Consider the following 25,338-nt stretch of genomic DNA (forward strand, 5'->3'; position numbering starts at 1 on the left):
GTCCGGGCCTTTGAGAAACCCGGCTCCAAAAGCCGGAATCTGGTCCGAAACGGACTTATTCGTCTTCCTCAGGCTGCTCTTCGGGCGGAGCAAGACCTTCCAGGCCCTTGAGCAGCTCTTCTTCCGTCATGCGCTCGACGGCAACTTCGGTGTCATCGGCATCGACGGAAGCGCCGGCAGAGCCGATCAGCGGCACGGTATCGGGCTCCGGCTCGTCCACTTCCACGAATTTCTGCAGCGAATGAACCAGTTCCTCGCGCAAATCCTCGGGAGAAATGGTCGTATCCGCGATTTCGCGTAGCGAAACGACCGGATTCTTGTCATTATCGCGGTCAACGGTCAGCGGCGACCCGGAAGAAATCATCCGCGCACGGTGCGCGGCCAGCAGAACGAGGTCGAACCGGTTGTCGACCTTATCGATACAATCTTCAACAGTGACGCGCGCCATAGGCAGCCGCTCCGGGTCTGGATCTGAAAAATGTCGCTATGCGCGGTAGGTATAGCGACCCGGGCCATTCCGCAAGCTCGAATTTTGAAAAGCCGGGTAAAAGGCCGCTTCGGATACCCCTCAAAGGAGCAGGCCAAGACGCGCCAAAGAGCGTATTGGACAAGAATTCGCTTCATTGCATTATCAGAAGTGTTCCGCTGCATGGACGCCGGCACGCGCAGCCGATATTTCCGATCCTTTATCTTCTCTAAACCTTCTGGCGAATAACAACTGCAACTGAACTGACTGGGAATGCGCGGTGATGGATACGCGCCAAGAATACATATGATAACAACGATGCGAGATAAAACTGATGCCTTCTGCCACGAACAAGATCGCGCTGTTCATTGATGGCGCGAACCTCTACGCAACAGCAAAGACGCTTGGTTTCGACATAGATTATAAACGGCTGCTCCTTGAGTTTCAGAGCCGTGGCACTCTGGTTCGCGCCTTCTACTACACCGCCATCATCGAGGATCAGGAATACTCCTCGATCCGACCGCTGATCGACTGGCTCGACTACAATGGCTATACCGTCGTCACCAAGGCGACGAAGGAATTCATTGATGCATCCGGCCGCCGCAAGGTGAAGGGCAACATGGACATCGAGCTTGCCGTCGATGCCATGGAGCTGGCCGAGCATATCGACCAGATGGTGCTGTTCTCGGGCGACGGCGATTTCCGTTCGCTGGTCGAAGCCGTGCAGCGGCGCGGCGTTCGCGTGACGGTAATTTCCACCATCGCAAGCCAGCCTCCGATGATCGCCGATGAATTGCGCCGCCAGGCGGATGTCTTTACGGATCTGATCCAGCTACAGTCCAAACTTGGCCGCGATCCGAGCGAGCGCCCTGCTCCGCGCGAACCGCGTGAACCCCGTCAGCACACGCCGCAATTCCTGCAGCGCGCGACGACCAGCACAATGGCGCCAAGAGGCGATGACGAATTCGACGATTGAGCAAAAGACCAAGACGATTGAACAGAAGACCAAAGAGAGCCGGCGCAACAGCGCCGGCCCTTCCTTTTCTGTTTCAGCACAATCGAACGAACCCGGCCCGGACTGTCCGCTCTGTCCCCGGCTGAAAGATTATCGCGACGCCAATCGCGCGCAGCATCCGCACTGGTTCAACGCGCCTGTCCCTTCATTTGGACCTGTCGACGCGCAGCTTCTGATTATCGGCCTTGCCCCCGGCCTTCAGGGCGCCAACCGCACAGGCCGGCCTTTCACAGGCGATTTCGCCGGCGATCTTCTTTACGGCACATTGATCGAGTTCGGCTTTGCCCGGGGTGTCTTCGAGGCACGGCCCGACGACGGGCTGACGCTTGTCGATTGCCGGATCAGCAACGCGGTGCGCTGCGTGCCTCCGCAAAACAAGCCGTTGCCTGCCGAGATCAACACCTGCCGCAGCTTCATGACAGCAGCAATCGGCGAGATGCCGCGGCTGCGCGCCATCGTCATGCTCGGCCGCGTGGCGCATGACACAACGCTCAAGGGGCTTGGCGTTCGTGCCGCAGCCGCGCCCTTCGCCCATGGCGCGCAGCATCAGGCCGGAACGATCCGGCTGTTCGACAGCTACCACTGCTCCCGCTACAACACGAATACGCGCGTCCTGACGCCCGAAATGTTCAGGGCGGTGTTCGCCAGCGTGCGGGAGTATCTGGACTAACGCGGATTGGCCTGCAGCCAGGCCAGCACATCGCCTGCATTCCGGTCCGGCGGAAACACCGGATAGAACACCTGGGTGATCATCCCGTCGTCGATGATCAGCGCGAGCCGCTTGATCAGCGTCAGGCCCGCCACATCCATTGATGGCAAGTTGAGCGCCCGTGTCAGGGCCAGATCGCTGTCAGACAGGACAGGAAACGGCACATGCAACCGATCCACCATTGCGCGCTGATAGGCGTTGTCCTGCGTGGACAGTCCGAACACATGCTGCGCGCCCGCGTCCTTCAAATCCTTGAACAGATCGCGGAAGGCGCAGGTCTGCGGGGTGCATCCTCGCGCGCCGGGGATCATGTCCCAATCGTCAACAAGTCCGATCTTGCCCGGCTCCCCGGTGCGTGGATAAGCAAACAGCACCACCCGGCCCGGCAGCGAGGACAGCGTGATGGATGATCCATCCGTCGCCTGCAAGGCAACGGGCGGGAGCTTCATCCCGGTCAGATGTTTCGCTGCCCCGTCATCGGCGGGTGCAGGAATCTTGCTCCAGTCCACATCCATCAGGTTCGGCTGGTTCATCGTTATCCCCGCGCTCTCAGCAAGCGCCCCTTCTCGCGCGCCCAGTCGCGCTTCTTCTCGGTGTCGCGCTTGTCGTGCAGCTTCTTGCCCTTGGCGAGGGCCAGTTGCAGTTTCACCCGGCCGTGCTCGTTGAAATACATCTTGAGCGGCACCAGCGTCATGCCCTCGCGCTCGATCGCGCCGATCAGTCTGTTGATCTGCTTCCTGTGCAGCAGCAGTTTCCGGTCCCGCTTCGGCTCATGGTTGAAGCGGTTGGCCTGCAGATATTCCGGGATGTTGGCGTTCACCAGCCAGATCTCGCCTCCCTTGGAATCGGCGTAGGACTCGGCAATGGTGGTCTTGCCGTTGCGGGTCGACTTGACCTCGGTGCCGGTCAGCACGATCCCCGCCTCGACCGTATCCTCGATGGCATAGTTGAACCGCGCCTTGCGGTTTTCGGCGATGACCTTGATCGTGGGTTCTTTCTTTTCGGCCATCGGATGCCTCGATACGCACAACACACCAGAACCGCTCGCGTCGCAGCGCGGTTCTTTTCCGGAAGGCTGACGGCGCAAGGACCACCTCACGCCGTCGGACCATCTGCCAGTCCAGATAGGGATTTATTTCGCCTTCAGAAGATCGCGGATTTCGGTCAGTAATTCCTGATCCTTGGTGGGCTTATCAGGCGCTGGCGCAGCCTCTTCCTTCGCTTTCAGACGGTTCATGACGCGGATCACCAAGAACAACACGAACGCAATAATCAGGAAGTTCAGTGTCAGCGTGAGGAAGCTGCCATAGGCAAGCACCGCGCCCTGCTTCTTGGCGTCGGCAAGATTGGTCGCCGTGACGTTCTTGGAGAGCGCGACAAAGTAATTCGAGAAATCGAGGCCGCCGGTAATCGCGCCGATAATCGGCATGATGATATCGGCAACCATCGAGTTGACGATGGCGCCGAACGCGGCACCGATGATGACGCCGACCGCCAGATCGACCACATTGCCTTTCAAGGCAAATTTCTTGAACTCCTCAAGCATCGGCGCATTTCCCTTCCAAGGTTGTCAGTTCAGCAATCCGGCATAGACCATCGCGTCCTGGATGACCTTGCCGGTCGGCGCCGTCACCGGCACCAAAGGCAGGCGAACTTCCTCCTGCACGCGGCCGAGCAGCTTGAGTCCGTGCTTGGCGCCTGCCAGACCCGGCTCCTTGAAGATGGCGTCATGCAGCGGCGTCAGCCGATCCTGAATCTTCAGCGCCGCCGCATAGTCGCCCTTGAACACGGCGGACATCAGATCGGCGCACTGCTTTGGCGCGACATTGGCGACAACCGAGATGCAACCGTGCCCGCCCGCCGCCATGTAGGCGAGCGCGGTCATGTCCTCGCCCGAGAGCTGGATGAAGTCCGGTCCCATGGCGTGGCGCTGCTGCGAGACGCGCGCGAGGTTGGCGGTGGCGTCCTTCACACCCGCGATGTTCTTCAACTCGAACAGCCGGGTCATGGTTTCGACCGAAAGATCGACAACCGAGCGCGGCGGGATGTTGTAGATGATGATCGGAATGCCGATCGCATCGTTCACCGCCTTGAAGTGGTGATACATGCCCTCCTGCGTCGGCTTGTTGTAGTAGGGCGTCACCACGAGCACGGCATCGGCGCCCGCCTTTTCGGCATGCTGCGCCAGAGCGACCGCCTCGCGCGTTGAGTTCGAGCCCGCACCGGCGATCACCGGAACGCGGCCCTTGGCCTCGGCGACGCACCATTCGGTGACCTTGTTGTGCTCGTCGTGGCTGAGGGTCGGGCTCTCGCCGGTGGTTCCGACAGGAACCAGCCCGTGCGAGCCTTGCTCGATCTGCCAGCTCACAAGCTCACGCAGGCCGCCCTCATCCAGCGCCCCGTTTTTGAATGGCGTCACCAAGGCGGTAAGAGACCCCCTGAAATTCGTCTTGGTTGCCATTGTCATTCTCCGAACGCATCGCAAACACCGCGATTTATGATTGATTGATAACGGGTCCCGGATCGCGATGAAAGTCCCGGGACTCCTGTACCGCCGTCTGATCACGGGAAAGACCCCAAGCCAGCCGCGATTTTGCCGCGGTGTTGCGGCATTATGGCGGTTCTAACACATTTGATGTTTTGTCCACATATTCAATGCACTACACCTGAGGGCGAAGGTCGTGAATGATTCGCCGCAGAGGCCGCCTGTGATGCCACTTGCTCCTTCACCTTCGGGATCAGCCGGTCTGGCGCGGCGGAGTGTCGTCATTTTCGCCGCAGGCGTCTTCGCGCTGATATCGTACGAGGCTTCCGCCGTTCCCCTGCCGAAGCCGCGCCCGGTGCCCCGGCACGTCACACCGCAGACAGCGCTGGCGAAACCCGATCAGCCGCACACCGCCGCCAAGGCAGCGCCGATTGCGCCTGCCCCGGTGGCCCGATCCCGGAAGCCCTCGGTCGCTCTGGCGCTGGCCGGATCGTCGTCCACGTCAAAGGCCGACCTGGAGACGCTCGAGCAGATCATCGAACTGGTGCGCAAGCGAAAGCCGGCGGACGCGACGCAGCTTCAGGCCTCCCTTGCCGATCCCGTCGCGCGCAAACTGTCCGAATGGATGATCCTGCGCAGCGATGACAACGGCGTGCCCGCCGAGCGCTATCGCGATTTCCTCGCCGAAAACCCGACCTGGCCGAGCCAGATTTATTTGCGCAAGCGCGGCGAATCCGCGCTGTGGGACGACAAGCGCGACGACGCCACGGTGCTGGCTTTCTTTGCCCGCGAACAGCCGATCTCACCCAAGGGCCGCTTCATGCTTGCCGGCGCGCTGCTGGCGCGCGGCGACCGGCAGAACGCGGCGCGGCTGGTCCGCGAGGCCTGGCGCAACGACTCGTTTTCCTCCTACACCGAAGACACGGCGTTCGAGAAGTTCGGCTCGCTCCTGTCGCCGGGCGATTACAAGGTCCGGATGGATCTGTTGCTTTACGGCAATGATCCGGCAGGCGCGCTGCGCTCCGCAAAGCGCCTCGGCAGCGGCTACATCGCGCTGGCGAAGGCACATGCCGCGCTCGACAAGAAAGCCTCGAACTCAAAGGCCCTGCTCGATGCCGTTCCCGCCGATCTGCACGGCGACCCGGTCTACATTTTCAGCAAGGCGCAATGGCTGCGGCGCGAGGACAAGTTCCAGGAAGCCGCACGTGTCATGCAATCCGCGCCCCGCGACCCGGCGCGGCTGGTCAACCCGGACGAATGGTGGATCGAGCGGCGCCTGCTGGCGCGAAAGCTGCTGGACACGAACGAACCGCGCCTCGCCTACGCTGTTGCGCGCGATGCGTCGTTGCCGGCGCGCGACATCTATCAGACCGAAAGGGAATTCACCGCGGGCTGGATCGCGCTGCGGTTTCTCAACGATCCGAATCTGGCGGCCCAGCATTTCGCGCGGATCGGCGTCGGCAGCGTCAATCCGACCGCGCTTGCCCGCGCCGGCTACTGGCAGGGCCGCGCCGCCGAGGCCGCAGGACGCGCTCATGAGGCGCGCACGGCCTATGAATCGGCTGCGGCGCAGTCGACCAGCTATTACGGTCAGCTTGCCCGCGCGAAGCTCGGGCTGCCGCAGATCGCGCTGAACGGCGTGCCAGGCCGCTCCCGTGGCGGCGAAAGGCTGGAGATCGTCCGGGCCGTCGACATCCTCTATGCGCTCGACGAGCGCGACATCGCCGTTCCGATCCTTGCCGACATGGGCGAACGCGCAGACATGGATGGCCTGCTCGCGCTCTGCGAACTCACCCAGCGGCACAACGATGCCCGCGGCATGCTGCTGGTCGGCAAGGCCGCGCTGAACCGCGGCATGCCGTTCGATCATTACGCCTATCCGGTCAGCGGCATTCCGCCCTACAAGGATTTCGGACCGGAGGTCGAAAAGGCGATTGTGTTCGCTATCGCCCGCCAGGAAAGCGCGTTCAATCCGACCATCGTTTCACCGGCCAAGGCCTACGGCCTCATGCAGGTGACGGCGGGTGCAGGCAAGTATGTCGCGAAGAAATACGGCGCCACGTTCGATCTTGCCCGGCTCAAGAGCGACCCGTCCTATAATGCCGCCTTTGGCGCAGCCGAACTCGGCGGGCTGATCGAGGATTATCGCGGCTCCTACATCATGACCTTCGCGGGCTATAACGCCGGGCGCGGCAGCGTGCGCAAATGGATCGAACGCTACGGAGACCCGCGCGATCCCAAAGTTGATGCCGTCGACTGGGTCGAGCAGATTCCGTTCTCCGAGACCCGCAATTACGTCCAGCGCATCATGGAGAACCTGCAGGTCTACCGCGCGCGCTTCGGCGGCGGCAGCAAGCTGCTGATCGAGGCCGATCTGCGCCGCGGCGCGGGCGTGGAATGATTCAGACGTAACGGCCAGCCGACGTCCCTGCCCGCCATCGTCGCCCTTGACCCGGTGGTCTATCTCAAGAAAACTTTTGTTCCCCGACGCGCGCGGTCAGCTCGTTCCGTAAGGACGTTCCGTCGGCGTCACGCCTGCTGCAAGGAAAATTCATGTCCGCACAATTCCGCGATGTTTACTGCCAGTCCGCCGACGGGCTGAAGCTCCATGCCAAGGTGATCGGCCCGGAGAACAGTTCGCTGCTGCCGGTGCTCTGCCTGCCCGGCCTGACGCGCACCACGGACGATTTCGACGACATCGCCCGCGCGATTGCGACGGACCCCGCTGCGCCCCGCAAGGTCGTCTCGGTGGATTATCGGGGCCGCGGCCTGTCCGATTACGATCCCGACCCGGCGAAGTACGCCGTGCCGGTGGAGCTTGGCGACGTTCTGGCCATCGCGGCTTCGCTCGGGATTTCCCGCGCCATTCTGCTCGGCACGTCGCGCGGCGGCCTGATCTCGATGGCGATGGCGGCGGCGAAGCCTGATCTGCTGGCCGGGATCATCCTCAACGATATCGGCCCGGCGCTCGAGATGGGCGGCCTGATGAAGATCAAGGGCTACATCGCCGATCCGCCGCCGCGGCAGACTTGGGATGATGCCGCGCGCGGCCTGAAAGAGCTGTTCGGCACGGTATTCCCCTCGCTCACGGACGATGAGTGGATGGCATGGGCGCGCCGGGCCTTCCGGGAGAACGCCGGCGGCGGGCTGGAGCGAACCTATGACCTGGAAATCAGGCACACGCTGGACGGGCTCGATCCGTCAAATCCGCTCCCGCAGGTCTGGGAGCTGTTCGACGCGATGGCGGGCATTCCCCTGATGCTGATCCACGGCGCACTGTCCGACCTGCTTTCGGTTCAGGGCGTGAAGGATATGGCGGCGCGCCGGCCGGATATGGACCTCGTCACGGTGGCCGATCAGGGCCACGCGCCGCTTCTGGCGGACAAGCCGACGATAGACCGCATCGTCGCATTCTGTAAGCGGTGTGACAGGACGTAAGGGTTCGGCACCTTAAACACGAGACGTCACGCGCAACCTCTTAGGTCGTCCCGGCGAAGGCCGGGACCATCACTCCTGAGCTCTCGCTCACGGGACATGCGGAAGCGACCTTCCCGCTGACATCATAAAATTATGGTCATGGGTCCCGGCCTGCGCCGGGACGAACGCCGCATGACTGGCAGCGGTGCGATGGCATGAACGAGGGGTAGTTAGCCGTCATTTTGAGGAGCGAGCTTCTTGCGAGCCTCGAAGGGCGACGGCTTCGGCTTCGCAAACGAGCATCCTTCGAGGCTCACCGCAAAAGCGGTTCGCACCTCAGGATGACGTTGAACGAAGAAAAACCCCCGGCAGTTTCCTGCCGGGGGCTCTTTGAGTTCAGGTAACAATCGCCGTCAGGCGGTTGTTATTACCAGGTGCGGCGAACGCGGAGGTTGCCGGACCAGATGCCCTGATCCTTGAACTCGTAGTTGCCAGCCGGCTTGAACGAGCCGAGCGTATTGGCTGCAGCAGCAACCGAACCCGTGTTCGACTGGTCGAGGTTGGTGTACATCACCTCACCCGAGAAGGTCAGGTTGCGGACCGGGGTCCACGCGGTACGGGTACCGACCTGCCAGATGTTGAAGTCTGGGTTACAAGTCGAACCAGGGTTAACGGCACCACCGGCGACTGCGAGACCCTGCGCATAGCGGGTGCAGATTCCGAGCGAAGCAGTGTCGTTATAGTCGATGTGCGTGTAGCTGCCGAACACGCTGGATTCCCAGTTCGGGGTCCAGTTGTGGACATAAGCACCGCGGAAGCCCCAACCGGTGGTCTTCTCGATCTTGCCACCGTTTCCGTAGACGCCATCGAACAGCGACATAACAGCGAAGCTGTTGTAGAAGCCGTTGTTACCACCGCTGAAGTGATCGAACTGATTGCCGGTCACGCCGCTGATCAGGTACTTCATAGCACCGTCAGCATAGGTCGCATCCAACGACAGCTTGTCGCCAGGGCCGGTCGGCAGGTTCTTGATCTGGACGCCGCCCGAAATTGCGAAGCCCCATTCATCGCTCGGATGACCCAAGGTTTCGTTACCCGCACCACCAGCGCCAGTTGCATAGTAGCCAGCGTGGATGTTGTGCAGGGCACCCGACAACTGAGCGGTGAAGGCCGCCTGGTCGATACGGATGTTGCCGACGAAGTCAGGCGAGACGTTTCCGCCGTAGGCGTTCGGGAAAGCACCCTGACCGATAGCAGCCAGAGACGTACCTGTCGGGGGAGCAGTCAACAACAAGCTCGAGTTCAGGAGCTGAGCACGGTTGATGATACGGTTGTCTTCGATACCGACCTGAGCGGACACGCCGTTGCCGAACTGCCACGTATAGGCGATCTGGTTGATGCCAGTCGCGTTATCGTAGCCGCCGAGCAGGAACGAGGTGTTGTTGTTGGCGCCATAAGCACCCCACGGGGTCTGGAAGCCAGAGACTGCCTTACCGATGGTGAAGCCGGCGAACTGGATGAAGCCGTAGTCCATCGTCAGGTTGCCCGACGACGGGCCAGCACCGGTCGAATGTTCGAAGTTGCTCGACCAGTAGGTACGGACAACGCCGTATTCGGTGGCGGTACGGGTGTCGATGTTCAGCTGAACACGGGCGCGGGTGGTGAAGTAATCGCTGTCGCGGCTACCCGTACCGTTGGCCTGAAATCCACCTTCGTTCCATGCCGGCTTGCCGTAGTTGCCGGCGTTGATGTTCCAGTCAGCCTGGACGTAGCCGCCCAGCTTGATGCAGGTGTCAGTGCCGGGGATGTAGTAGAAACCGGCGCCGTACAGCGAGCAGATCTTCACGTACTGAACGGCCTTCGCCTTCACCGGAAGATCGGCTGCCTGTGCTCCAGCGGATGCTGCGATAACCGCAGCCGATCCGAGGATAAGGCTCTTAATCTTGCTCATAAAACCTCCAAAGTTTTGCTCTCTAGGGAAGGTTCCTGGCCGGTGGTGTAAGTCACACCACGTGGTTGGTTCCCTTAATCCCCGCTAACCGCCCGGTCGCCTCGCGCTTTCGGACACTCCCGCTGAACGCGAGCGACTTAAGCGAAACTCCCAAACGGGACGACCTCGGGATGCCCCCCTCCGTCGCTTCAAGGACCATTGCTCAACAGTCGTGAACACGCAACAAAGGACCGCCTCGAAATGGGGCGGTTCCAGCCGTTTTCAGGGAGGTGTTGCACAAATGGCACGCAACGCGCTTGCTAAAATGGTCACAAGCGATTGATTTTGCTGCAGTTATAGGAACGATGTAAAATGTTCCCGAAAAAGGCGAATGTGGCGGCGCACCCGTCATCGCGTGCGCCGCGGGTGTGAATTACACGAATCAAATGTGACGCCGACTCGCGATCCAGCACCCCCGTTTCAGGGCGCAAATCCCGAGAACCCAGACGTCAAAGACAACGGTTTGAGGCGGGCCAGCGGGGGAAAACATGGTTCAGCCGCACTGACATTATAAAGGCAGAGCGGCTGCGCGCATCCAGCCGTGGGACAGATACCATAAAAGTCATCAACGGCTTGCGGCGCGTCATCGTGTGAGGCATATCGGGCCTGTGGAGACGTGGCCGAGCGGCTGAAGGCACTCGTTTGCTAAATGAGCATACCTTGAAAAGGGTATCGAGGGTTCGAATCCCTCCGTCTCCGCCATCCTGCTTCGCGCCACGCGCGATGGCGTTCACCGCCAAGCGGCTTTCCCTGCTATCCAGCGAATCCTTCCGGCAATCACAGCGCTTGTCGCATTGCGCGCCCTGTCCTTGACGAAAGCACGAACCGCGCGAGCGGATCAGTTCCGAACGACAACGCTTGCAGGATCATTACAATCCGCAAATGCATGAAACAGGCCGCAACCAGCGTGCTTCATGATGTTCAATGCGTTGCGATCCAGGACCGTGCCTCGCGCTGGGCGGCGGCGATTTCCGCGCCGGACATTTGCCCGGCAATCTCCTGACGCAGCGAGATCGCATCGCCCCTGCCCTTCAGCGCGGCGAGATTGAACCATTTATGGGCCGCGACAAGGTCGATCAGACCCGCTCGCCCGCTTGAATAAAGAACGCCAAGCTCGAACAGCACGTCGCCGTTCATGGTGGCTTCGATCGCCGTCGCGGCGCTGGTATCGATTGTCCCCTGAAACATCTCAACTCTCCCGAATTCCCGCCGCGGCGGGCGCGGCTCCTGTCATGATCCGATGTGACGCACTGTTGTTTAAGGCGCGTATTCCGCAAAACCGGCTGGTCAATCCTGCGGAATACGCGCTCGCCGTTTGCCGGCTTGTTGCGATCATATGACCCGTAAAATTTGAATCGCGGTTTAAGCATCGCGATGAATCGAATCTGAACGCGGCTTGCGGGCCGAATCGGAGAAATCGCAGAAAGCAGCAATTTTCAGCCACTTCTCACCAGGCGAGAGAATCGATTCACCTTCGCATTTGGCGAAGCGATAACCATTGTTCGTTGAAGCCCTACAGAGAGAGCCCGCGCGCAGGCTTAATCGAAAGCCACGCCTGTTCGATGCCCGGGATCATGAAAGAGCACGGCGAGGCAAAAGCGCTCGATGCGCGCGCCTGGACAAGGACTGCGATCTGGAAAATGGGCCGCCGGGATCCGCTCTGAGCGGGATGCGGGCGGACAAAAAAACGAGGGCGTCGGTGAACACGCCAGGACAGAGATCCCGCCGGATGGACCTGCCGAAGCAGATGTCCGGTAGAACTGCGGGGTCATCCCCCGCAACGAACGAAGAGTTCTTGAACTCTTCTGCCCGACCGATTGGCCGGACCGTCTCGCCTGATGTCTCGCCGACACCCTCTGTTCGTCGACTGGAGCCGCCGGTTCAGACTCGTTCTTGCGAACTGATCAGTCTGGCGGCCCTTGTGACGATGCCGGCATCATGTGCCGGCAATTCCGTAAGGCGCAGCCTTACTTCTTCTTCTTGGCGACCTTCTTCGTCTTCTTGGCAGTCTTCTTCACTGCCGACTTCGCCTTCTTCGCCTTCTTCGCTTTCTTGGCCATGTTGCCCTCCTAAGTTAGTGAGATGGCTTAATCGCTGTGTGCACTCGGGAATCGAAATGCACTTCAACTGGATTACACCAACGCATTCAAAAAAACAGCGTCCCGCTTAAGGAAGTGTTTACGCCCAAGGCACGGCGCACATCGCAAACACGAAACGAAAGCATCGCGACGCATGCGCGTGCACGTTCATCGCACACATCAAACACGAATGACGCGCAACATCGCCAATCAAAGAAAGCCCTGTGCCGCAGGCACTTCTTTCATCTCGATACAACACGCCTGACAAGCCCTTTAAAACCGCGCAGTTCTGCAATGCCGGTCGGAAATCCGTTTCGCGGACTCTGAGTCGCGTTTTTTGGCAACAAAAATATTTTCTGGAAATATTGGTTTTGGAGCGATCAGCGCTCGCGCCGGAGAACTTTTCGCACCTTTTGCGAAACCCGATTCGCAAAACGATTCCATGCCGCGAGACGTTTTCACCGGCGCGCGAGGTCGCCGCTCGCGTTCATCGCGACACCGAAAACGGAAAAGCGATGCAGCGGACGGCGCGCGCGGAAGCATCCGCGCGCGCAACATCACCCGCATTCACGATGTTCAGATGCCGAGCTTGGCCTTCAGCAGGTCGTTCACCGCCTGCGGATTCACCTTGCCGCCGGTCGCCTTCATCACCTGACCGACGAACCAGCCCATGAGCTGCGGCTTGGCGCGCGCCTGCTCAACCTTGTCCGGATTGGCGGCGATGATGTCGTCGACCGTCTTTTCGATGGCGCCAAGATCGGTGACCTGCTTCATGCCAAGGCTTTCGACCAGCGCGCGCGGGTCGCCGCCCTTGGTCCAGACGATCTCGAACAGGTCCTTGGCGATCTTGCCGGAGATGGTTCCCTCTCCGATCAGGCCAACGATCGCAGCCATCTGCTCCGCCGAGACCGGCGAAGCCGAGATGTCCTGCCCTTCCTTGTTCAGGCGGCCGAACAGTTCATTGATGACCCAGTTGGCGGCGAGCTTGCCGTCGCGGCCCTTGTCGGCGAGCTTGTCCAGCACCGCCTCGAAGAACCCGGCGCTCTCACGTTCGGCGACCAGCACGCTGGCGTCGTAGGGCGTCAGGCCGAAGTCCGCCATGAAGCGCTCGCGCTTCGCGTCGGGCAGTTCCGGCAGCTTCGCCTTCAGCTCTTCGACATAAGACGCGGTAAACTCCAGCGGCAGCAGGTCGGGATCCGGGAAATAGCGGTAGTCGTGCGCCTCTTCCTTGGACCGCATCGAGCGGGTCTCGCCCTTGTTCGGGTCGTAGAGCCGGGTTTCCTGGTCGATAGTGCCGCCGTCTTCCAGAATGCCGATCTGGCGGCGGGCTTCATAGTGGATCGCCTGCCCGATAAAGCGGATCGAGTTCATGTTCTTGATTTCGCAGCGGGTGCCGAACGGCTCGCCGGGCCGCCGCACAGAGACGTTCACGTCCGCGCGCAGGTTGCCCTTCTCCATGTCGCCGTCGCAGGTGCCGAGATAGCGCAGGATGGAGCGCAGCTTGGCGACATAGCCCTGCGCCTCTTCCGCCGAGCGGATGTCAGGCTTGGACACGATCTCCATCAGGGCGACGCCGGAACGGTTGAGATCGACGAAGGACATGGTCGGGTGCTGGTCGTGCAACAACTTGCCGGCGTCCTGCTCCAGATGCAGGCGCTCGATGCCCACCGTCACGCTCTCGCCGCCGGGAAGATCGACGACCACCGCGCCCTCGCCGACAATCGGCGACTTGAACTGGCTGATCTGGTAGCCCTGCGGCAGGTCCGGATAGAAATAGTTCTTCCGGTCGAAGGTCGATTTCAGATTGATCTTCGCTTTCAGGCCGAGGCCGGTGCGGACGGCCTGCGCCACGCATTCCTCGTTGATCACGGGCAGCATGCCGGGCATGGCCGCGTCCACCAGCGAGACGTGATCGTTCGGCGCACCGCCGAATTCGGTCGAGGCGCCCGAGAACAGCTTGGAGTTGGAGGTCACCTGGGCATGGACTTCCAGACCGATGACCATTTCCCAGTCACCGGTGGCGCCCTTGATGAGTTTGGAGGGTTTGACGTTTGGGTTCATGGGGCGGCTTTTACCTTGGCGCGGCGGGGGAGAAAACCCCTCGCCCATGCGGATCGGATTACAATCCGGCCGCAAAGCTGCGGAAAGCGGGGCTGGCGCGCAGCGCATCGCCGCCCGCCGCGATGACGTTGTCGACCTGATCGGGCGGAAGCTGGAAGCGCGTGGGGATGCGCTCTAGATCGGCCGCACGGGCCTGATCGAGCTGATCGAAGCCGATCCGGCCGACATAGAACTTCACGTCGCGGCAGTTCCAGCCCGCCGGCGCGCCGTAGCGGGCGCGGTCGGCAGCCGACAAGCCGCAGCGCCAGCGGACCAAAGCCCCCTGCCAGTCCGTTATCGTGGCGCTGAATGCGGTGAAGCTGCCTGCGACGCTCGCATCAATCGCAGTATCCGCCGCAGCCTTGACCAGTTCTGCCCCGCTCGGCCCCTCGACGGTATTGATCCAGTTGCCGGACAGGCCTGTCTTGGCATCGACCACCAGAATGAGCGCACGGCGCAGCTTCACCGCCTGTCGCGGCGATAGCGGTCCATACGGCGTATCCGACGACAGCCGGGCGATGGTGAAGCCCGCCAGCCCGTAATTGTCGACCAGGCCGCCATCGAGCAGCTTGATGTAGGGCATCGAGCCATCGTGGTAGCGGCTGATCGCCTTGGCGAACGAGTTCAGCATCGGCGGCGCGTTGGCATTGTCGCGCGCGCGCGTAATCCAGGACGGAAGCCCGCCGTTGCACTTTCCGGGGAATGTCTGAATGACGACCGGCGCAAATGCCACCGGCACCGCCGCCGAAGCAGCCACGGCGTTGGCCAGCGGATATTCCGACAGGTTCGAGCACATGGCGCCGAATGCCACCGCGCCGAACACGAAAGGTGTCCGGTTGTAGATGTCGGAGGCGTTGATCCAGACCTGCGGACGGCTGGTCGCGCCAAGATCGCGGAAGGTCGCGCCCTGGAACAGGTTTGCATCGAGCCAGCGCGGAAATCCGGTCGAGTCGTTGATGCCCCCGGCAACCGCGCGCGAGAGGGTGGCGAGCGTCAGGTCCGTCTGAAGCCCCTCCTCGGCATTACGCAGCAGAAACCGTTCACGAAAGTCAGCAAGCGCGGCCCGCTTGCGCAGTCCGTAATACGCTGCCGTCACCGAACCACCGGACACGCCGGAGACGAATTCGACCCGGTCGATCATCGGCCCTTGCGCACCGCGCAGCGGAATCCGCTCCAGCTCCTTGAGCACGCCAAAGGAGAACGCCGCAGCGCGTGTCCCGCCACCTGAAAAGGACAGTCCAATGATGGTGCCGTCGGAGGCCGCCGTCTCGCCGAAGCCGATATTGCCGTTGTCATTGAGGTTGCCAGACTCCGGCAGATTGACCGGCGCATTCTGAATCGACGCACAGCCGAGCAAGACGCCCGACACAAACGCAACACCCACAAGAGGCCGCACCCAACGCATCGCTCACCGGTCCCGTCAGGCGTTATCGCGCCGGGCGGTTAATGAAAACATACCTTTGCAAGAGACATCGGCGACGGAAGCGGTGAATTCAAGGCGGCCTCAGGCCCACCATTTCCGGGCCGTGAAATGTCCCGCCGCCTGCTCGATCACGTCACCGAGAGAGAACAACGTCTCTTCGTCGAATGGACGGCCGATCAGTTGCAGGCCAAGCGGCAGCCCTTGCTTGTCCGCGCCCGCCGGTACCGCGATGCCGGGGAGACCGGCCATGTTCACCGTCACCGTGAAGATGTCGTTGAGATACATCTCGATCGGATCGGCCTTGCCCTTCTCGCCGACGCCGAACGCAGCGGACGGCGTGGCCGGGGTGAGGATGGCGTGAACGCCTTGAGCGAACACGTCCTCGAAATCCTTCTTGATCAGAGTGCGGACTTTCTGCGCGCGCAGATAGTAGGCGTCATAGTAACCGGCAGACAGGACATAGGTCCCGATCATGATGCGGCGGCGGACTTCTGCGCCAAAGCCTTCGGCGCGGGTGTTCTCATACATCTCAATGATGTTCTTGCCGCTGACGCGCGCGCCATAGCGCACGCCATCGTACCGCGCGAGATTGGAGGACGCTTCCGCCGGCGCGACGACGTAATAAGCCGGCAGCGCGTACTTAGTGTGAGGCAGCGAGACTTCGACGAGTTCGGCGCCCGCCGATTTCAGCCAATCGGCGCCCTGCGCCCACAGCCTGTCAATTTCGCCGGACATGCCGTCGAGACGGTATTCCTTCGGAATGCCGATCTTCATGCCCTTCACCGACTTGCCGATGGCGGCCTCGTAGTCCGGCACGGGACGATCCACCGAGGTCGTATCCTTCGGATCGTGACCGGCCATCGAGCGCATCAGGATCGCGGTGTCGCGCACTGTGCGCGCGAACGGTCCGGCCTGATCGAGCGAAGACGCAAACGCCACGATGCCCCAGCGAGAGCAGCGGCCGTAGGTCGGCTTGATGCCGACAATGCCGGTGAAGGCTGCGGGCTGGCGGATCGAACCGCCGGTGTCCGTGCCGGTGGCACCGAGGCAGAGATTGGCCGCAACGGCCGACGCCGAGCCGCCCGACGAACCGCCGGGAACGAGATTCGCTACCGAGCCTTCGCGCCGCCATGGGTTGAGCACCGGACCGAACGCCGACGTCTCGTTGGACGAGCCCATGGCGAACTCGTCGCAGTTGAGCTTGCCCAGCATCACCGCGCCATCGCGCCAGAGTTGCGAGGTCACTGTGGATTCATACTGCGGGATGAAGTTGCCCAGAATTTTCGAGCACGCCGTGGCGCGGACGCCGGTGGTCGCGAACAGGTCTTTCACGCCGAGCGGAATGCCCGCCAGCGGACCCGCCTCGCCCTTCGCAATGGTCGCATCCGCCGCCTTCGCCTGCGCGCGCGCCTGCTCCGGCGTCTCCAGCACATAGGCATTGAGCACACGCGCCTTTTCCATCGCGGCCAGATGCGCGTCGGTCAATTCAAGCGCCGTGAAGGATTTCTGCGCGAGGCCCTCGCGGGCATCGGCGAGCGTCAGTGAAGTCAGATCGGTCATTTCTTATTCTTCAATCGGATCGCAAATAAAGGGAGACTTGTTCTTCTTGGCCTGCGCAGCCTCGGCTTCGAGCATGTCGATCACTGCGTCGATAGCCTTGTCGGGATCGACATTCTTTCCCTGCCGCTCCATCTCATCGAGATAGGTCATGTAGGCGGCGTAAGCCTTCTCGTCGCTGCATAACAGGCACATGGCATTTCCCTCGCGGGTTATTCGACGACTTTGGGCACCAGAAAGAAATGATCCTCGGTCGCGGGCGCATTGGCGAGGACCTTGTCCGGAATCTCGCCGTCGGTCACGACGTCGGCACGCTTTTTCATGTCCATCGGCGTGACCGAGGTCATCGGCTCGATGCCCTCGATATCGACTTCAGTCAGTTGCTCGACAAAGGCCAGCATCGCGTTCAGTTCGCCCTGCAGATGGGACACTTCCTCATCCTTCACGGCGATCCGCGCGAGATGCGCGATCCGGCGGACAGTGGCGGCATCGACTGACATATAACGGGAACTCCGGACGGCTGTATCAGCCGCCCTCATAGAGCATTCGTCCGGAATCGCCAACGCCAAATAAGTCGCGGGAACTACTCCGCGACTTAAATTAAATCAGCGATTTCAATTTCTTGGACCAAATATCACGTCTGATCTCACCCGGCGAGACGGCGAAGCATTTCCTGCGCCTCCGCAGCCAGCGTGCGTGTCAGGTCCGCCGCACCAATCTCGCGGCCGAGCGCGACCGATTGACCGGCCCACAGATTGGTAAAATCGGTGCGGCCCAGCTTCTCCGCCGCCGTCTTCAACGGCGCGAGCGCCGTGGCGGCATGCGGAAATGGAGGCGCGTCGGCGGAGACAGGTCCGACCTCGCGCATCAGGCGATTGGCCACGCCGCGCGCGGGACGGCCGGTCATGACATTCGTAATGACCGTGGCATCGTCAGACGCCGCAGCGAGCGCGGCCTTGCCCAAGGCACTGGCTTTGGATTCAGGCGTGCGCAGGTAAGCCGTGCCGATCTGGACACCCGCCGCGCCCAGCGCGAAGGCGGCGGCGATACCGCGCCCGTCGGCGATGCCGCCCGCGGCAATCACCGGCACGCGCACTGCGTCCACCACCTGCGGCACCAGCGACATGGTCCCCGGCTGGGCTGCGATGTTCTCGGTCAGGAACATGCCGCGATGACCGCCGGCTTCCGCTCCCTGCGCGATAATAACATCGGCGCCATTCTGCTCGAGCCAGATCGCTTCCTTGACGATGGTCGCAGAACCAAGAACGACGGCGCCTGCAGCCTTCACGCGCTGAAGCAGCGCCTTTTCAGGCAGGCCGAAATGAAAGCTCACCACCTCGGGCTTCAGTTCCTCGACGAGTTCGCACATTTGCGCGTCGAAAGGCGCACGGTTGGCGGCGTTCACGCTCATGTTCGGGTCCAGCCCGAGTTCCTCGAAATACGATGTCAGCCGTTTGCGCCACCCGGCCTCGCGGGCCGCATCCGGCTCGACCGGCGTATGACAGAAGAAGTTCATGTTGAGCGGCGCGCTGACCCGCTGACGGAAGATCTGAACCTGCTCGCGCGCCTTCTCCGCCGAGATCATCGCGCAGGGTAGCGATCCCAGCGCCCCGCCTTCCGCCGCGCCGATCATGACATCGACGTCCTGAACGCCGGCCATCGGCGCCTGAACGATCGGAACGTCAATTTTGAAAAGATCGAGAAGTCTGCGGTCAGGCCACATGGAATTGCTCATTGGTGTTGGGGCGGAAGCTCTTTCGTTCATAACTCTATCCCATCGCGCAACAATCACATCAACCCGTGTCGCCAGCGGCACGAGTGCTCGCGCCAAGCGTGAGGCTGCTCGCCACCAAAACAAGCGCCGCAATCAGGCTTGGCCAGAGCAAACGGCCGTGGAACAGGTTCACCGTCAGCGGCCCGATGATCTGCCCCAGCGCGAACGCGGCGGTGAAGGCCGCGATCAGCCGTGGACCTTGCGTTCCGCCGATGTGCCGCGCCTCCTGCACACCGGCCATGGTGATGACCATGAATGTGCCGCCGACGCATAAAGCGGAAAACATCAGGACGGTGAGATTGACCGCCAGCACGGGCGCGATGACGCCGACCGCAAGCACGGCCTGCCCGTAGATCCAGAGCCGCCTTGGCGAATGTGCCGGGAAAAAATGCGCCACCAGCGCCGTCGAGACGGCGGCCGCCGCGCCGAACACCGGCCAGACCCAGCCGAACACCGCGGGATTGGCGATCACTTCTCGCGCCAGCGCCGGCAGGAACGTCGCGGGAATGATGTAGCCATAGCCGAAAGCGCCGTAGCAAAGCGCAGCGATCCACGCCTGCCGGGACAGCGGCGTATGGGCCGCTCCCGCAGTGACCGGAGTTTGAACGGCATCGGCCGCGAGCCGGCTCCACAGCGCGAGTGTAAAAACAGTCGCTATCACACCGAGGAAAATCCAGGTCGCCCGAGATCCCCACGCCGTCATGCCCGCAATGAGACTGACCAACCCGGCAAAACAAATGCCGACACCGACGCCGGAGAACACCCGGCCCGACCAGATCGCCTTGCCTGCATGCGCGAGAAGCGGCATTGCCCATGCCGACACGCCGACCAGAACAAACGCGCTCGCTGCGCCCGCCACAAACCGCAGCATAAGCCATGGCCAGAAGTCATGCGTGAACGCAATGGCGAGCGTCGATATCGCAATTGACATCAGCCCCCACTGGATCGCACGCACCGGGCGCGGTGGCGCGGACATGCAAATCAACGCGCCGGCGAGATACCCGACATAGTTCGCGGTCGCGAGCCAGCCGCCCTGCACGAGGGTGAGGCCGGCATCCTGCTGCATCAGCGGCAACAGGGGCGTGAACGCGAAGCGGCCAATCCCCATCGCGACCGCGAGGCCGATCAATCCGGCCCATACAGCGACAATCGCTGCGCGGGATGTTGGCATGGAAACAGGCGCGGCTGTTGACGACATGGCGGCCCTGAAGGCGGTAAGCGGCGGATACTGCAACATGCCGCATCTTGAATTGGATGCCAGGAATAGTACGCTGCTTCTCAATTCATGAATAATGAATAATCGAGAACAAGATATTCTCGATTGAGAAACATCACAATTCCCTCACGGGAGACCGCAATGAATTTTGCCGATTTGCAGATTTTCAAAACCGTCGTGGATGAAGGCGGCATCGTCAAGGCGGCGCGCAAGCTGCATCGCGTGCCATCGAACATCACCACCCGCATCAAGCAGCTTGAAGCCTCGGTCGGCATTCCGTTGTTCCACCGCGACCGGCAGCGGCTGCACCTGTCGCCGAGCGGCGAATTGCTGCTGGGCTATGCCGCGCGCCTTATCGACCTGTCAGAAGAGGCACGTCATGCCGTATCGGGCACCGCGCCGCAGGGCGTGCTCAAGCTCGGCGCGCTGGAAAGCACGACGGCCAGCCGCCTGCCCGGCCTGCTGTCGGAATTTCACCGGCGTTATCCCGATGTGCGGCTCGAACTCACCACCGGGACCAACGATGCCCTGGTGAAGGCCGTCACCGAACGCCAGATCGACGCTGCCTTTATAGCGGAACGTCCGTCATCGCGCCTGCTGGCCCACATGCCGGTGTTTCGTGAACGGCTGACGGTCATCTCCAGCCCAGGCGAGGGCCCGATCAAGACCTCACGCGATGCCGACGGGCAAAGCCTGATCGCCTTTCCCGACGGCTGCGCCTATCGCCGTTCCCTGCAGCGCTGGCTGAGACGCGACAGCCTGACCACCTCGCGGGTGCTGGAACTGAGCTCCTATCACGCCATCGTCGCCTGCGTCGCCGCAGGCGCCGGCATCGCCCTGATGCCAGAGGCGGTGCTGGACGCCATGCCGCACGCGAATGTGCGGCGTAACCGCATTCCGCGCTCGCAAAGCGACATCGTCACGCCGCTGATCTGGCGCAAGGGCGAGATGTCGCCACCGGTTCTGGCTTTGCGGACGCTGGTGGCGTCGATGGCAGCCGGCAAAGGCCGGGGAAAGCGGAGTTCTTGAGGCAGACCCGGCCTGTCCGCCGCCGCCTCCCGCTTTGCAATTTCAGCGTCGCGCGTGATAAGCGGAGCCATGCCTGCATCCATCCTGCCACTGATCGAAGCCGCCGCGCACTGGCCTGAACGAGGCGCCCTGATCGGGCTGGACCTCGGCACCAAGACCATCGGCGTCGCCGTGTCGGATCCCGACCGCAAACTCGCGACGGGCATCGAAACCATCCAGCGCAAGACATTTACCGCCGATGCCGCCCGGCTGCTGGCCCTGTCCGGCGAGCGTCAGGTGGTCGGCTTCATTCTCGGGCTGCCAATCAACATGGACGGCAGCGAAGGCCCCCGCGCGCAATCGACCCGCGCCTTCGCCCGCAACTTCGCGCGGCAAACCGAACTCGCCATCGGGCTGTGGGACGAGCGCCTCTCGACCGTCGCCGTCGAGCGCGAATTGATCGGGATGGACATGAGCCGCGCCAAACGCGCCAAGGTGATCGACGAACACGCGGCGATCTTCATTCTGCAGGGCGCGCTGGACCGGCTCGCCACCTTGCGCAAGACGTCCGGGGACAATTGAGCGATGCTGACGATCATTGCGGCCATCGTGCCGATCTTTCTGCTGATCGTGACGGGTTTCGCCCTGCGCCGCAGTCTCCTGAAAGAAGAGTCACACTGGGTCGGCACCGAGCTGCTGGTTTACTATGTGCTGTTCCCCGCCCTGTTGTTCCGTACTCTCGCCCGCGCCAAACTCTCGGACGTTCCGCTATTCGGAGTGGGCGGCGCGCTGCTGATCGCCGTTCTGTTGATGGCTGCGCTGTGCCTCGCGCTTCGCCCGCTCCTGATGCAGCGGCTCCATGTCAGCGGCCCGTCGTTCACCTCGATTTTCCAGTGCTCCTGCCGCTGGCAGACCTACGTCGCGCTCGCGGTGGCGGGAAACCTGTATGGCGACGTCGGATTGACCCTCGCTTCGGTCGCGATGGTCGCGATGATCCCCGTCCTGAACATCATGGCGGTCTGGGTGCTGGCGCATTACGCCGCGCCCACCCGCCTGTCATGGGGACAAATTCTTCTGACCATCGCGCGAAACCCTTTCATCTGGGCGTGCGGACTGGGGCTCGCGGCCAATCTGATCGGCCTGAAATTTCCAACATGGATTGACGATTTCATCGACGCGCTCGGGCGCTCCTCGCTCGCGCTCGGCCTGCTGGTGGTCGGCGCGGGACTTCAGCTCAGGGGCGTTCTGCGGCCCGATCCGCCCGCGATGCTGTCCTGCTTTCTCAAGCTGATTGTCATGCCGGCGATGGCGATCTCGCTTGGCCTCGCATTCGGATTGTCGGGCACAAATCTGGCGGTCGTTGCCTGTTGCTCGTCGGTGCCAACTGCCTCGAGCGCCTACGTCCTGGCCCGGCAGATGGGCGGCGACGCGCCCCTCGTTGCGGAAATCCTGACGCTGCAGACCGCGCTGGCAATCATCACCATGCCGATCGCCATCGCGCTGGTGACCTAGACTTCACGAATTATTCGCCAGCCAGATCGTCTGAACCGTTGCCGCGAGATTGTTGAGCCCGTGCAGCACCACGGTCAGCCATGTCGAATTGCTGGCATAGCGCAGATAGCCGAACAGCAGTCCGATGGAGAATATCTGGGCCAGGAAGAACCAGTTGTACTGCAGGTGCATCATGGTCCAAACCGCCGCCGACAGCACGATCGCGCCAGCGGGCCGCAGGAACGATTCCGACCAGCCGCGATAAAGAAACCCGCGCGCGAAAAATTCCTCGGTGATCGGCGCGATCACGCAGAACGCAATCACCAGAAGCCACAGCGCGCCATCGGCCCGCGCGGTCTTGAGCACCTCCATCATGAATCCCGGCGAGGACTCCCGCCCTGCCACGCGGCTGATGACCTCCCACGCCATCATCAGCGCAATCAGAGCGGCAACGCCGATGACCATCATCTTCCATGACGGCCAGCGCAGCGCCAGATAGTCCGCAAACGGCGTCCGTGACAGCCGCGTAGCGATCCAGAGCACAATGAGAATGGCCGGAAGTCCCATGATGACGGATAGCGAGATAATGCGCCCGTTCGACATCAGCGCTACCATTGCACTGCTTCCGAGGGCATCGCCATTCGTGAGCAGGAACCACACCACCACCGTGAGCTGCCCCACGAACATCGCACCGAACAGAGCGAGGCCCCACAGACTGGTGCCGATGAATTTCCAGACTCGCGGCTCGCGGCTTTTGCCTGGCGGCGACAGGGGCACAGAGCCGGCGGGGATTTCGTCGGCAGCGGTCATGAGGTCATCTCCGGTTCATCGTTTGAAGCGGATTCTGGCGATCACTCCTTAACGATCCATTCCGCGATTGCCTGCGAAACGATGCAAGATTCGGACACGATTATGCCGGCAGCGCGCGGTCCAGCAGGCCGCGAATATCCCGGTCGGCAAGATCGACCGCGCCGTAGAGATTACCGTGATCCGCGGCAAGCCTTGTCGCGGCGAACAGTTCGGCATGCTTCGGCGAGACCTCATTGAGCGCTGCTGCCGCCGCGACCAGCGCCAGCTTCTCGACGGCCAGCCGCGCGACACGCTCGGCGTCCGGCTGGCGGAACGATTTTGCGATGAAGCCGACGGCTTCGACCACGCCCGACAGGCCTTTGGTTTGCTCCACAAGACCGCGCAACACATCCGCCGCCGCATCGGCTTCGCGCGACAGCGCACGCAGCACGTCGAGGCACATCACGTTGCCCGAACCTTCCCAGATCGCGTTGACCGGCGACTCGCGGTAATGCCGCGCGAGGATGCCCTCCTCGACGTAACCGTTGCCGCCGAGGCACTCCATCGCCTCATAAAGAAATCCCGGGGCGCTCTTGCAGGTCCAGTATTTCACCACCGGCGTCAGCAACCGCATGTAAGCGGCTTCCGCCTTGTCGTGCGGCGCGCGGTCGAATGAACGGCACAGCCGCATCACCAGCGCGGTCGAGACTTCGACATGCAACGCCATGTCGGCCAGCACGCTGCGCATCAGCGGCTGATCCGCCAGATGTTTCTGGAACACGCTGCGATGGCGTGCGTGATGCAGCGCATGCGCAAGCCCCGAACGCATCAAGCCCGCGGAGGCCAGCGAGCAATCCTGCCTCGTCAGCGACACCATCTGAATAATGGTGGGAACACCGCGCCCCTCCTCACCGAGACGCAGCGCATAGGCATTTTCGAACACCACTTCGGACGACGCATTGGAGCGATTGCCGAGCTTGTCCTTGAGCCGCTGGAAATGAATTCCGTTCACCGATCCGTCCGGCGCGAAGCGCGGCATAAAGAAACAGGTCAGTCCGCCCTCGACCTGCGCAAGAACGAGAAACGCATCGCACATCGGCGCCGACATGAACCATTTGTGGCCCGTGATCCTATAGGCATCGCCGTCGCGCGCCGCGCGGGTGATGTTGGCGCGCACATCGGTGCCGCCCTGCTTCTCGGTCATGCCCATGCCCATGGTCATGCCGCGCTTGGTCCACCATGGCGCGAAAGTTGGATCGTAGCTGCGGCTGCCGAGCACCGGCATCACCTTGGCGCGCAGCCCCGGATCGACCGACAGCGCGCCGACCGCGGCGCGGGTCATGGTGATCGGGCACAGATGTCCGGTCTCGACCTGCGACGCGATGAAGAACTTCGCGCCGCGCACCACTTCGGACGAGCCGCCCGCTGTTTCGCCCTTCTCATTCCAGGTGGAATTGTGAATGCCAGCATGGGCGCTGTGTGCCATCAGTTCATGATAGGCCGGATGGAATTCGACCTCGTCACGGCGGAAGCCGCGCGAGTCATATGTGTTCAGCTTCGGCGTATTCTCGTTGGCAAGGCGGCCGCGCTGCGCCATCGCCGCCGAACCCCAGTGCCTGCCAAAATCGGCAAGCTCCGCGCCGGCTCCCTTGCTTCCGTTGACAGCGACGGCCTCCGCGAGCGCGCTGTCGAGCGTGAACAGGTCGACATCCTCGAACGGAGGAGACTGGTTGAAAACGTCAGTCGTTGGAGAGAGAGATGATTGCGCCATGAGCCGTTCCCGAAAATGAGAACGGCAGGCTATACCGGAACGCGATGCG

Annotated in this window: 23 protein-coding genes and 1 tRNA gene; 8 read left to right on the top strand and 16 right to left on the bottom strand. The window is 62.1% G+C overall.

Going from position 1 to position 25,338, the window contains the following annotated elements:
- Positions 1 to 55: 55 nt before the first annotated feature.
- Positions 56 to 448: a DNA-directed RNA polymerase subunit omega gene (gene rpoZ, locus HMPREF9696_RS06280; protein WP_002712128.1), complete on the bottom strand. Its 393-nt coding sequence runs from the start codon at positions 446 to 448 to the stop codon at positions 56 to 58.
- A gap of 352 nt (positions 449 to 800) precedes the next feature.
- Here rpoZ and HMPREF9696_RS06285 point away from each other — a divergent pair, with 352 nt between their 5' ends.
- Positions 801 to 1,442, top strand: coding sequence for a LabA-like NYN domain-containing protein (locus HMPREF9696_RS06285; protein WP_002712129.1), 642 nt, complete (start codon positions 801 to 803; stop codon positions 1,440 to 1,442).
- Positions 1,423 to 2,151, top strand: coding sequence for a uracil-DNA glycosylase (locus HMPREF9696_RS06290; protein ID WP_002712130.1), 729 nt, complete (start codon positions 1,423 to 1,425; stop codon positions 2,149 to 2,151). The genes HMPREF9696_RS06285 and HMPREF9696_RS06290 overlap by 20 nt, the downstream gene beginning before the upstream one ends.
- Here the strand turns inward: HMPREF9696_RS06290 and HMPREF9696_RS06295 are convergent.
- The 4 genes from HMPREF9696_RS06295 to dapA all read right to left on the bottom strand — a co-directional run bounded on the left by HMPREF9696_RS06295 (position 2,148) and on the right by dapA (position 4,651).
- A complete protein-coding gene (locus HMPREF9696_RS06295) occupies positions 2,148 to 2,723 on the bottom strand; it encodes a peroxiredoxin (protein WP_002712131.1) in 576 nt (191 codons plus the stop codon). The two genes, HMPREF9696_RS06290 and HMPREF9696_RS06295, sit on opposite strands and share 4 nt — an antisense overlap.
- Positions 2,724 to 2,725: 2 nt before the next feature.
- Positions 2,726 to 3,199, bottom strand: coding sequence for an SsrA-binding protein SmpB (smpB, locus tag HMPREF9696_RS06300; protein WP_002712132.1), 474 nt, complete (start codon positions 3,197 to 3,199; stop codon positions 2,726 to 2,728).
- 123 nt (positions 3,200 to 3,322) lie between these two features.
- Entirely contained in the window at positions 3,323 to 3,736 is a 414-nt protein-coding gene (mscL, locus tag HMPREF9696_RS06305) for a large conductance mechanosensitive channel protein MscL (RefSeq protein ID WP_002712133.1), read from the bottom strand.
- 24 nt (positions 3,737 to 3,760) lie between these two features.
- The gene (gene dapA, locus HMPREF9696_RS06310) at positions 3,761 to 4,651 is read right to left on the bottom strand and encodes a 4-hydroxy-tetrahydrodipicolinate synthase (protein ID WP_002712134.1); all 891 of its coding nucleotides are present in this window, start codon (positions 4,649 to 4,651) and stop codon (positions 3,761 to 3,763) included.
- Between the two features lie 250 nt (positions 4,652 to 4,901).
- Between dapA and HMPREF9696_RS06315 the strand changes: the two genes are divergently transcribed.
- Positions 4,902 to 7,076 carry a lytic transglycosylase domain-containing protein gene (locus HMPREF9696_RS06315; RefSeq protein WP_002712135.1) on the top strand — a complete coding sequence of 725 codons (2,175 nt, stop codon included), beginning with the start codon at positions 4,902 to 4,904 and terminating at the stop codon, positions 7,074 to 7,076.
- A gap of 152 nt (positions 7,077 to 7,228) precedes the next feature.
- On the top strand, positions 7,229 to 8,113 hold the full coding sequence (locus HMPREF9696_RS06320) for an alpha/beta fold hydrolase (protein WP_002712136.1): 885 nt from the start codon (positions 7,229 to 7,231) through the stop codon (positions 8,111 to 8,113).
- Between the two features lie 406 nt (positions 8,114 to 8,519).
- On the opposite strand, the gene HMPREF9696_RS06325 is transcribed toward HMPREF9696_RS06320, so the two are convergent.
- A complete protein-coding gene (locus HMPREF9696_RS06325) occupies positions 8,520 to 10,043 on the bottom strand; it encodes a porin (RefSeq protein WP_002712137.1) in 1,524 nt (507 codons plus the stop codon).
- Between the two features lie 649 nt (positions 10,044 to 10,692).
- Between HMPREF9696_RS06325 and HMPREF9696_RS06330 the strand changes: the two genes are divergently transcribed.
- Positions 10,693 to 10,784 (top strand) — tRNA-Ser (locus tag HMPREF9696_RS06330).
- A 219-nt stretch (positions 10,785 to 11,003) separates the two neighbouring features.
- On the opposite strand, the gene HMPREF9696_RS06335 is transcribed toward HMPREF9696_RS06330, so the two are convergent.
- From HMPREF9696_RS06335 to HMPREF9696_RS06370, 8 genes are all read right to left on the bottom strand, one after another.
- Positions 11,004 to 11,270 carry a hypothetical protein gene (locus tag HMPREF9696_RS06335; RefSeq protein WP_002712138.1) on the bottom strand — a complete coding sequence of 89 codons (267 nt, stop codon included), beginning with the start codon at positions 11,268 to 11,270 and terminating at the stop codon, positions 11,004 to 11,006.
- Between the two features lie 1,466 nt (positions 11,271 to 12,736).
- Entirely contained in the window at positions 12,737 to 14,221 is a 1,485-nt protein-coding gene (gene gatB / locus HMPREF9696_RS06340) for an Asp-tRNA(Asn)/Glu-tRNA(Gln) amidotransferase subunit GatB (RefSeq protein ID WP_002712140.1), read from the bottom strand.
- Between the two features lie 58 nt (positions 14,222 to 14,279).
- Positions 14,280 to 15,665 carry a patatin-like phospholipase family protein gene (locus HMPREF9696_RS06345; protein ID WP_002712141.1) on the bottom strand — a complete coding sequence of 462 codons (1,386 nt, stop codon included), beginning with the start codon at positions 15,663 to 15,665 and terminating at the stop codon, positions 14,280 to 14,282.
- 99 nt (positions 15,666 to 15,764) lie between these two features.
- Positions 15,765 to 17,243: an Asp-tRNA(Asn)/Glu-tRNA(Gln) amidotransferase subunit GatA gene (gene gatA, locus HMPREF9696_RS06350; RefSeq protein WP_002712142.1), complete on the bottom strand. Its 1,479-nt coding sequence runs from the start codon at positions 17,241 to 17,243 to the stop codon at positions 15,765 to 15,767.
- A gap of 3 nt (positions 17,244 to 17,246) precedes the next feature.
- On the bottom strand, positions 17,247 to 17,435 hold the full coding sequence (locus HMPREF9696_RS06355) for a hypothetical protein (protein ID WP_002712143.1): 189 nt from the start codon (positions 17,433 to 17,435) through the stop codon (positions 17,247 to 17,249).
- Positions 17,436 to 17,452: 17 nt separating this feature from the next.
- Positions 17,453 to 17,740 (bottom strand): Asp-tRNA(Asn)/Glu-tRNA(Gln) amidotransferase subunit GatC, encoded by a 288-nt coding sequence (gene gatC / locus HMPREF9696_RS06360; protein ID WP_002712144.1) that lies wholly within the window; start codon positions 17,738 to 17,740, stop codon positions 17,453 to 17,455.
- Positions 17,741 to 17,886: 146 nt separating this feature from the next.
- Positions 17,887 to 18,963: an NAD(P)H-dependent flavin oxidoreductase gene (locus tag HMPREF9696_RS06365; RefSeq protein WP_002712145.1), complete on the bottom strand. Its 1,077-nt coding sequence runs from the start codon at positions 18,961 to 18,963 to the stop codon at positions 17,887 to 17,889.
- Positions 18,964 to 19,033: 70 nt separating this feature from the next.
- Positions 19,034 to 20,185 (bottom strand): YbfB/YjiJ family MFS transporter, encoded by a 1,152-nt coding sequence (locus HMPREF9696_RS06370; RefSeq protein WP_157170004.1) that lies wholly within the window; start codon positions 20,183 to 20,185, stop codon positions 19,034 to 19,036.
- A gap of 186 nt (positions 20,186 to 20,371) precedes the next feature.
- Here HMPREF9696_RS06370 and HMPREF9696_RS06375 point away from each other — a divergent pair, with 186 nt between their 5' ends.
- From HMPREF9696_RS06375 to HMPREF9696_RS06385, 3 genes are all read left to right on the top strand, one after another.
- Positions 20,372 to 21,259 carry a LysR substrate-binding domain-containing protein gene (locus HMPREF9696_RS06375; RefSeq protein WP_002712147.1) on the top strand — a complete coding sequence of 296 codons (888 nt, stop codon included), beginning with the start codon at positions 20,372 to 20,374 and terminating at the stop codon, positions 21,257 to 21,259.
- 69 nt (positions 21,260 to 21,328) lie between these two features.
- Entirely contained in the window at positions 21,329 to 21,820 is a 492-nt protein-coding gene (gene ruvX, locus HMPREF9696_RS06380; protein WP_002712148.1) for a Holliday junction resolvase RuvX, read from the top strand.
- Between the two features lie 3 nt (positions 21,821 to 21,823).
- Complete coding sequence (locus HMPREF9696_RS06385) at positions 21,824 to 22,750, top strand: AEC family transporter (RefSeq protein ID WP_002712149.1); 927 nt, start codon at positions 21,824 to 21,826, stop codon at positions 22,748 to 22,750.
- Between the two features lie 3 nt (positions 22,751 to 22,753).
- Here HMPREF9696_RS06385 and HMPREF9696_RS06390 read toward each other — a convergent pair whose 3' ends face one another.
- Together HMPREF9696_RS06390 and HMPREF9696_RS06395 are read right to left on the bottom strand one after the other, a co-directional pair.
- Positions 22,754 to 23,539, bottom strand: coding sequence for a CPBP family intramembrane glutamic endopeptidase (locus HMPREF9696_RS06390; RefSeq protein ID WP_002712150.1), 786 nt, complete (start codon positions 23,537 to 23,539; stop codon positions 22,754 to 22,756).
- Between the two features lie 100 nt (positions 23,540 to 23,639).
- Positions 23,640 to 25,289 (bottom strand): acyl-CoA dehydrogenase family protein, encoded by a 1,650-nt coding sequence (locus HMPREF9696_RS06395; protein WP_002712151.1) that lies wholly within the window; start codon positions 25,287 to 25,289, stop codon positions 23,640 to 23,642.
- Positions 25,290 to 25,338 lie beyond the last annotated feature (49 nt).

This window comes from Afipia clevelandensis ATCC 49720 (assembly GCF_000336555.1).
In the GTDB taxonomy this organism is placed as follows: domain Bacteria; phylum Pseudomonadota; class Alphaproteobacteria; order Rhizobiales; family Xanthobacteraceae; genus Afipia; species Afipia clevelandensis.

Coding starts and splice junctions, on each gene's coding strand:
- rpoZ (WP_002712128.1), bottom strand. CDS start 448: ATGGCGCGCGTCACTGTTGAAGATTGTATCGATAAGGTCGACAACCGG.
- HMPREF9696_RS06285 (WP_002712129.1), top strand. CDS start 801: ATGCCTTCTGCCACGAACAAGATCGCGCTGTTCATTGATGGCGCGAAC.
- HMPREF9696_RS06290 (WP_002712130.1), top strand. CDS start 1,423: ATGACGAATTCGACGATTGAGCAAAAGACCAAGACGATTGAACAGAAG.
- HMPREF9696_RS06295 (WP_002712131.1), bottom strand. CDS start 2,723: ATGAACCAGCCGAACCTGATGGATGTGGACTGGAGCAAGATTCCTGCA.
- smpB (WP_002712132.1), bottom strand. CDS start 3,199: ATGGCCGAAAAGAAAGAACCCACGATCAAGGTCATCGCCGAAAACCGC.
- mscL (WP_002712133.1), bottom strand. CDS start 3,736: ATGCTTGAGGAGTTCAAGAAATTTGCCTTGAAAGGCAATGTGGTCGAT.
- dapA (WP_002712134.1), bottom strand. CDS start 4,651: ATGGCAACCAAGACGAATTTCAGGGGGTCTCTTACCGCCTTGGTGACG.
- HMPREF9696_RS06315 (WP_002712135.1), top strand. CDS start 4,902: ATGCCACTTGCTCCTTCACCTTCGGGATCAGCCGGTCTGGCGCGGCGG.
- HMPREF9696_RS06320 (WP_002712136.1), top strand. CDS start 7,229: ATGTCCGCACAATTCCGCGATGTTTACTGCCAGTCCGCCGACGGGCTG.
- HMPREF9696_RS06325 (WP_002712137.1), bottom strand. CDS start 10,043: ATGAGCAAGATTAAGAGCCTTATCCTCGGATCGGCTGCGGTTATCGCA.
- HMPREF9696_RS06335 (WP_002712138.1), bottom strand. CDS start 11,270: ATGTTTCAGGGGACAATCGATACCAGCGCCGCGACGGCGATCGAAGCC.
- gatB (WP_002712140.1), bottom strand. CDS start 14,221: ATGAACCCAAACGTCAAACCCTCCAAACTCATCAAGGGCGCCACCGGT.
- HMPREF9696_RS06345 (WP_002712141.1), bottom strand. CDS start 15,665: ATGCGTTGGGTGCGGCCTCTTGTGGGTGTTGCGTTTGTGTCGGGCGTC.
- gatA (WP_002712142.1), bottom strand. CDS start 17,243: ATGACCGATCTGACTTCACTGACGCTCGCCGATGCCCGCGAGGGCCTC.
- HMPREF9696_RS06355 (WP_002712143.1), bottom strand. CDS start 17,435: ATGTGCCTGTTATGCAGCGACGAGAAGGCTTACGCCGCCTACATGACC.
- gatC (WP_002712144.1), bottom strand. CDS start 17,740: ATGTCAGTCGATGCCGCCACTGTCCGCCGGATCGCGCATCTCGCGCGG.
- HMPREF9696_RS06365 (WP_002712145.1), bottom strand. CDS start 18,963: ATGTGGCCTGACCGCAGACTTCTCGATCTTTTCAAAATTGACGTTCCG.
- HMPREF9696_RS06370 (WP_157170004.1), bottom strand. CDS start 20,185: ATGCCAACATCCCGCGCAGCGATTGTCGCTGTATGGGCCGGATTGATC.
- HMPREF9696_RS06375 (WP_002712147.1), top strand. CDS start 20,372: ATGAATTTTGCCGATTTGCAGATTTTCAAAACCGTCGTGGATGAAGGC.
- ruvX (WP_002712148.1), top strand. CDS start 21,329: ATGCCTGCATCCATCCTGCCACTGATCGAAGCCGCCGCGCACTGGCCT.
- HMPREF9696_RS06385 (WP_002712149.1), top strand. CDS start 21,824: ATGCTGACGATCATTGCGGCCATCGTGCCGATCTTTCTGCTGATCGTG.
- HMPREF9696_RS06390 (WP_002712150.1), bottom strand. CDS start 23,539: ATGACCGCTGCCGACGAAATCCCCGCCGGCTCTGTGCCCCTGTCGCCG.
- HMPREF9696_RS06395 (WP_002712151.1), bottom strand. CDS start 25,289: ATGGCGCAATCATCTCTCTCTCCAACGACTGACGTTTTCAACCAGTCT.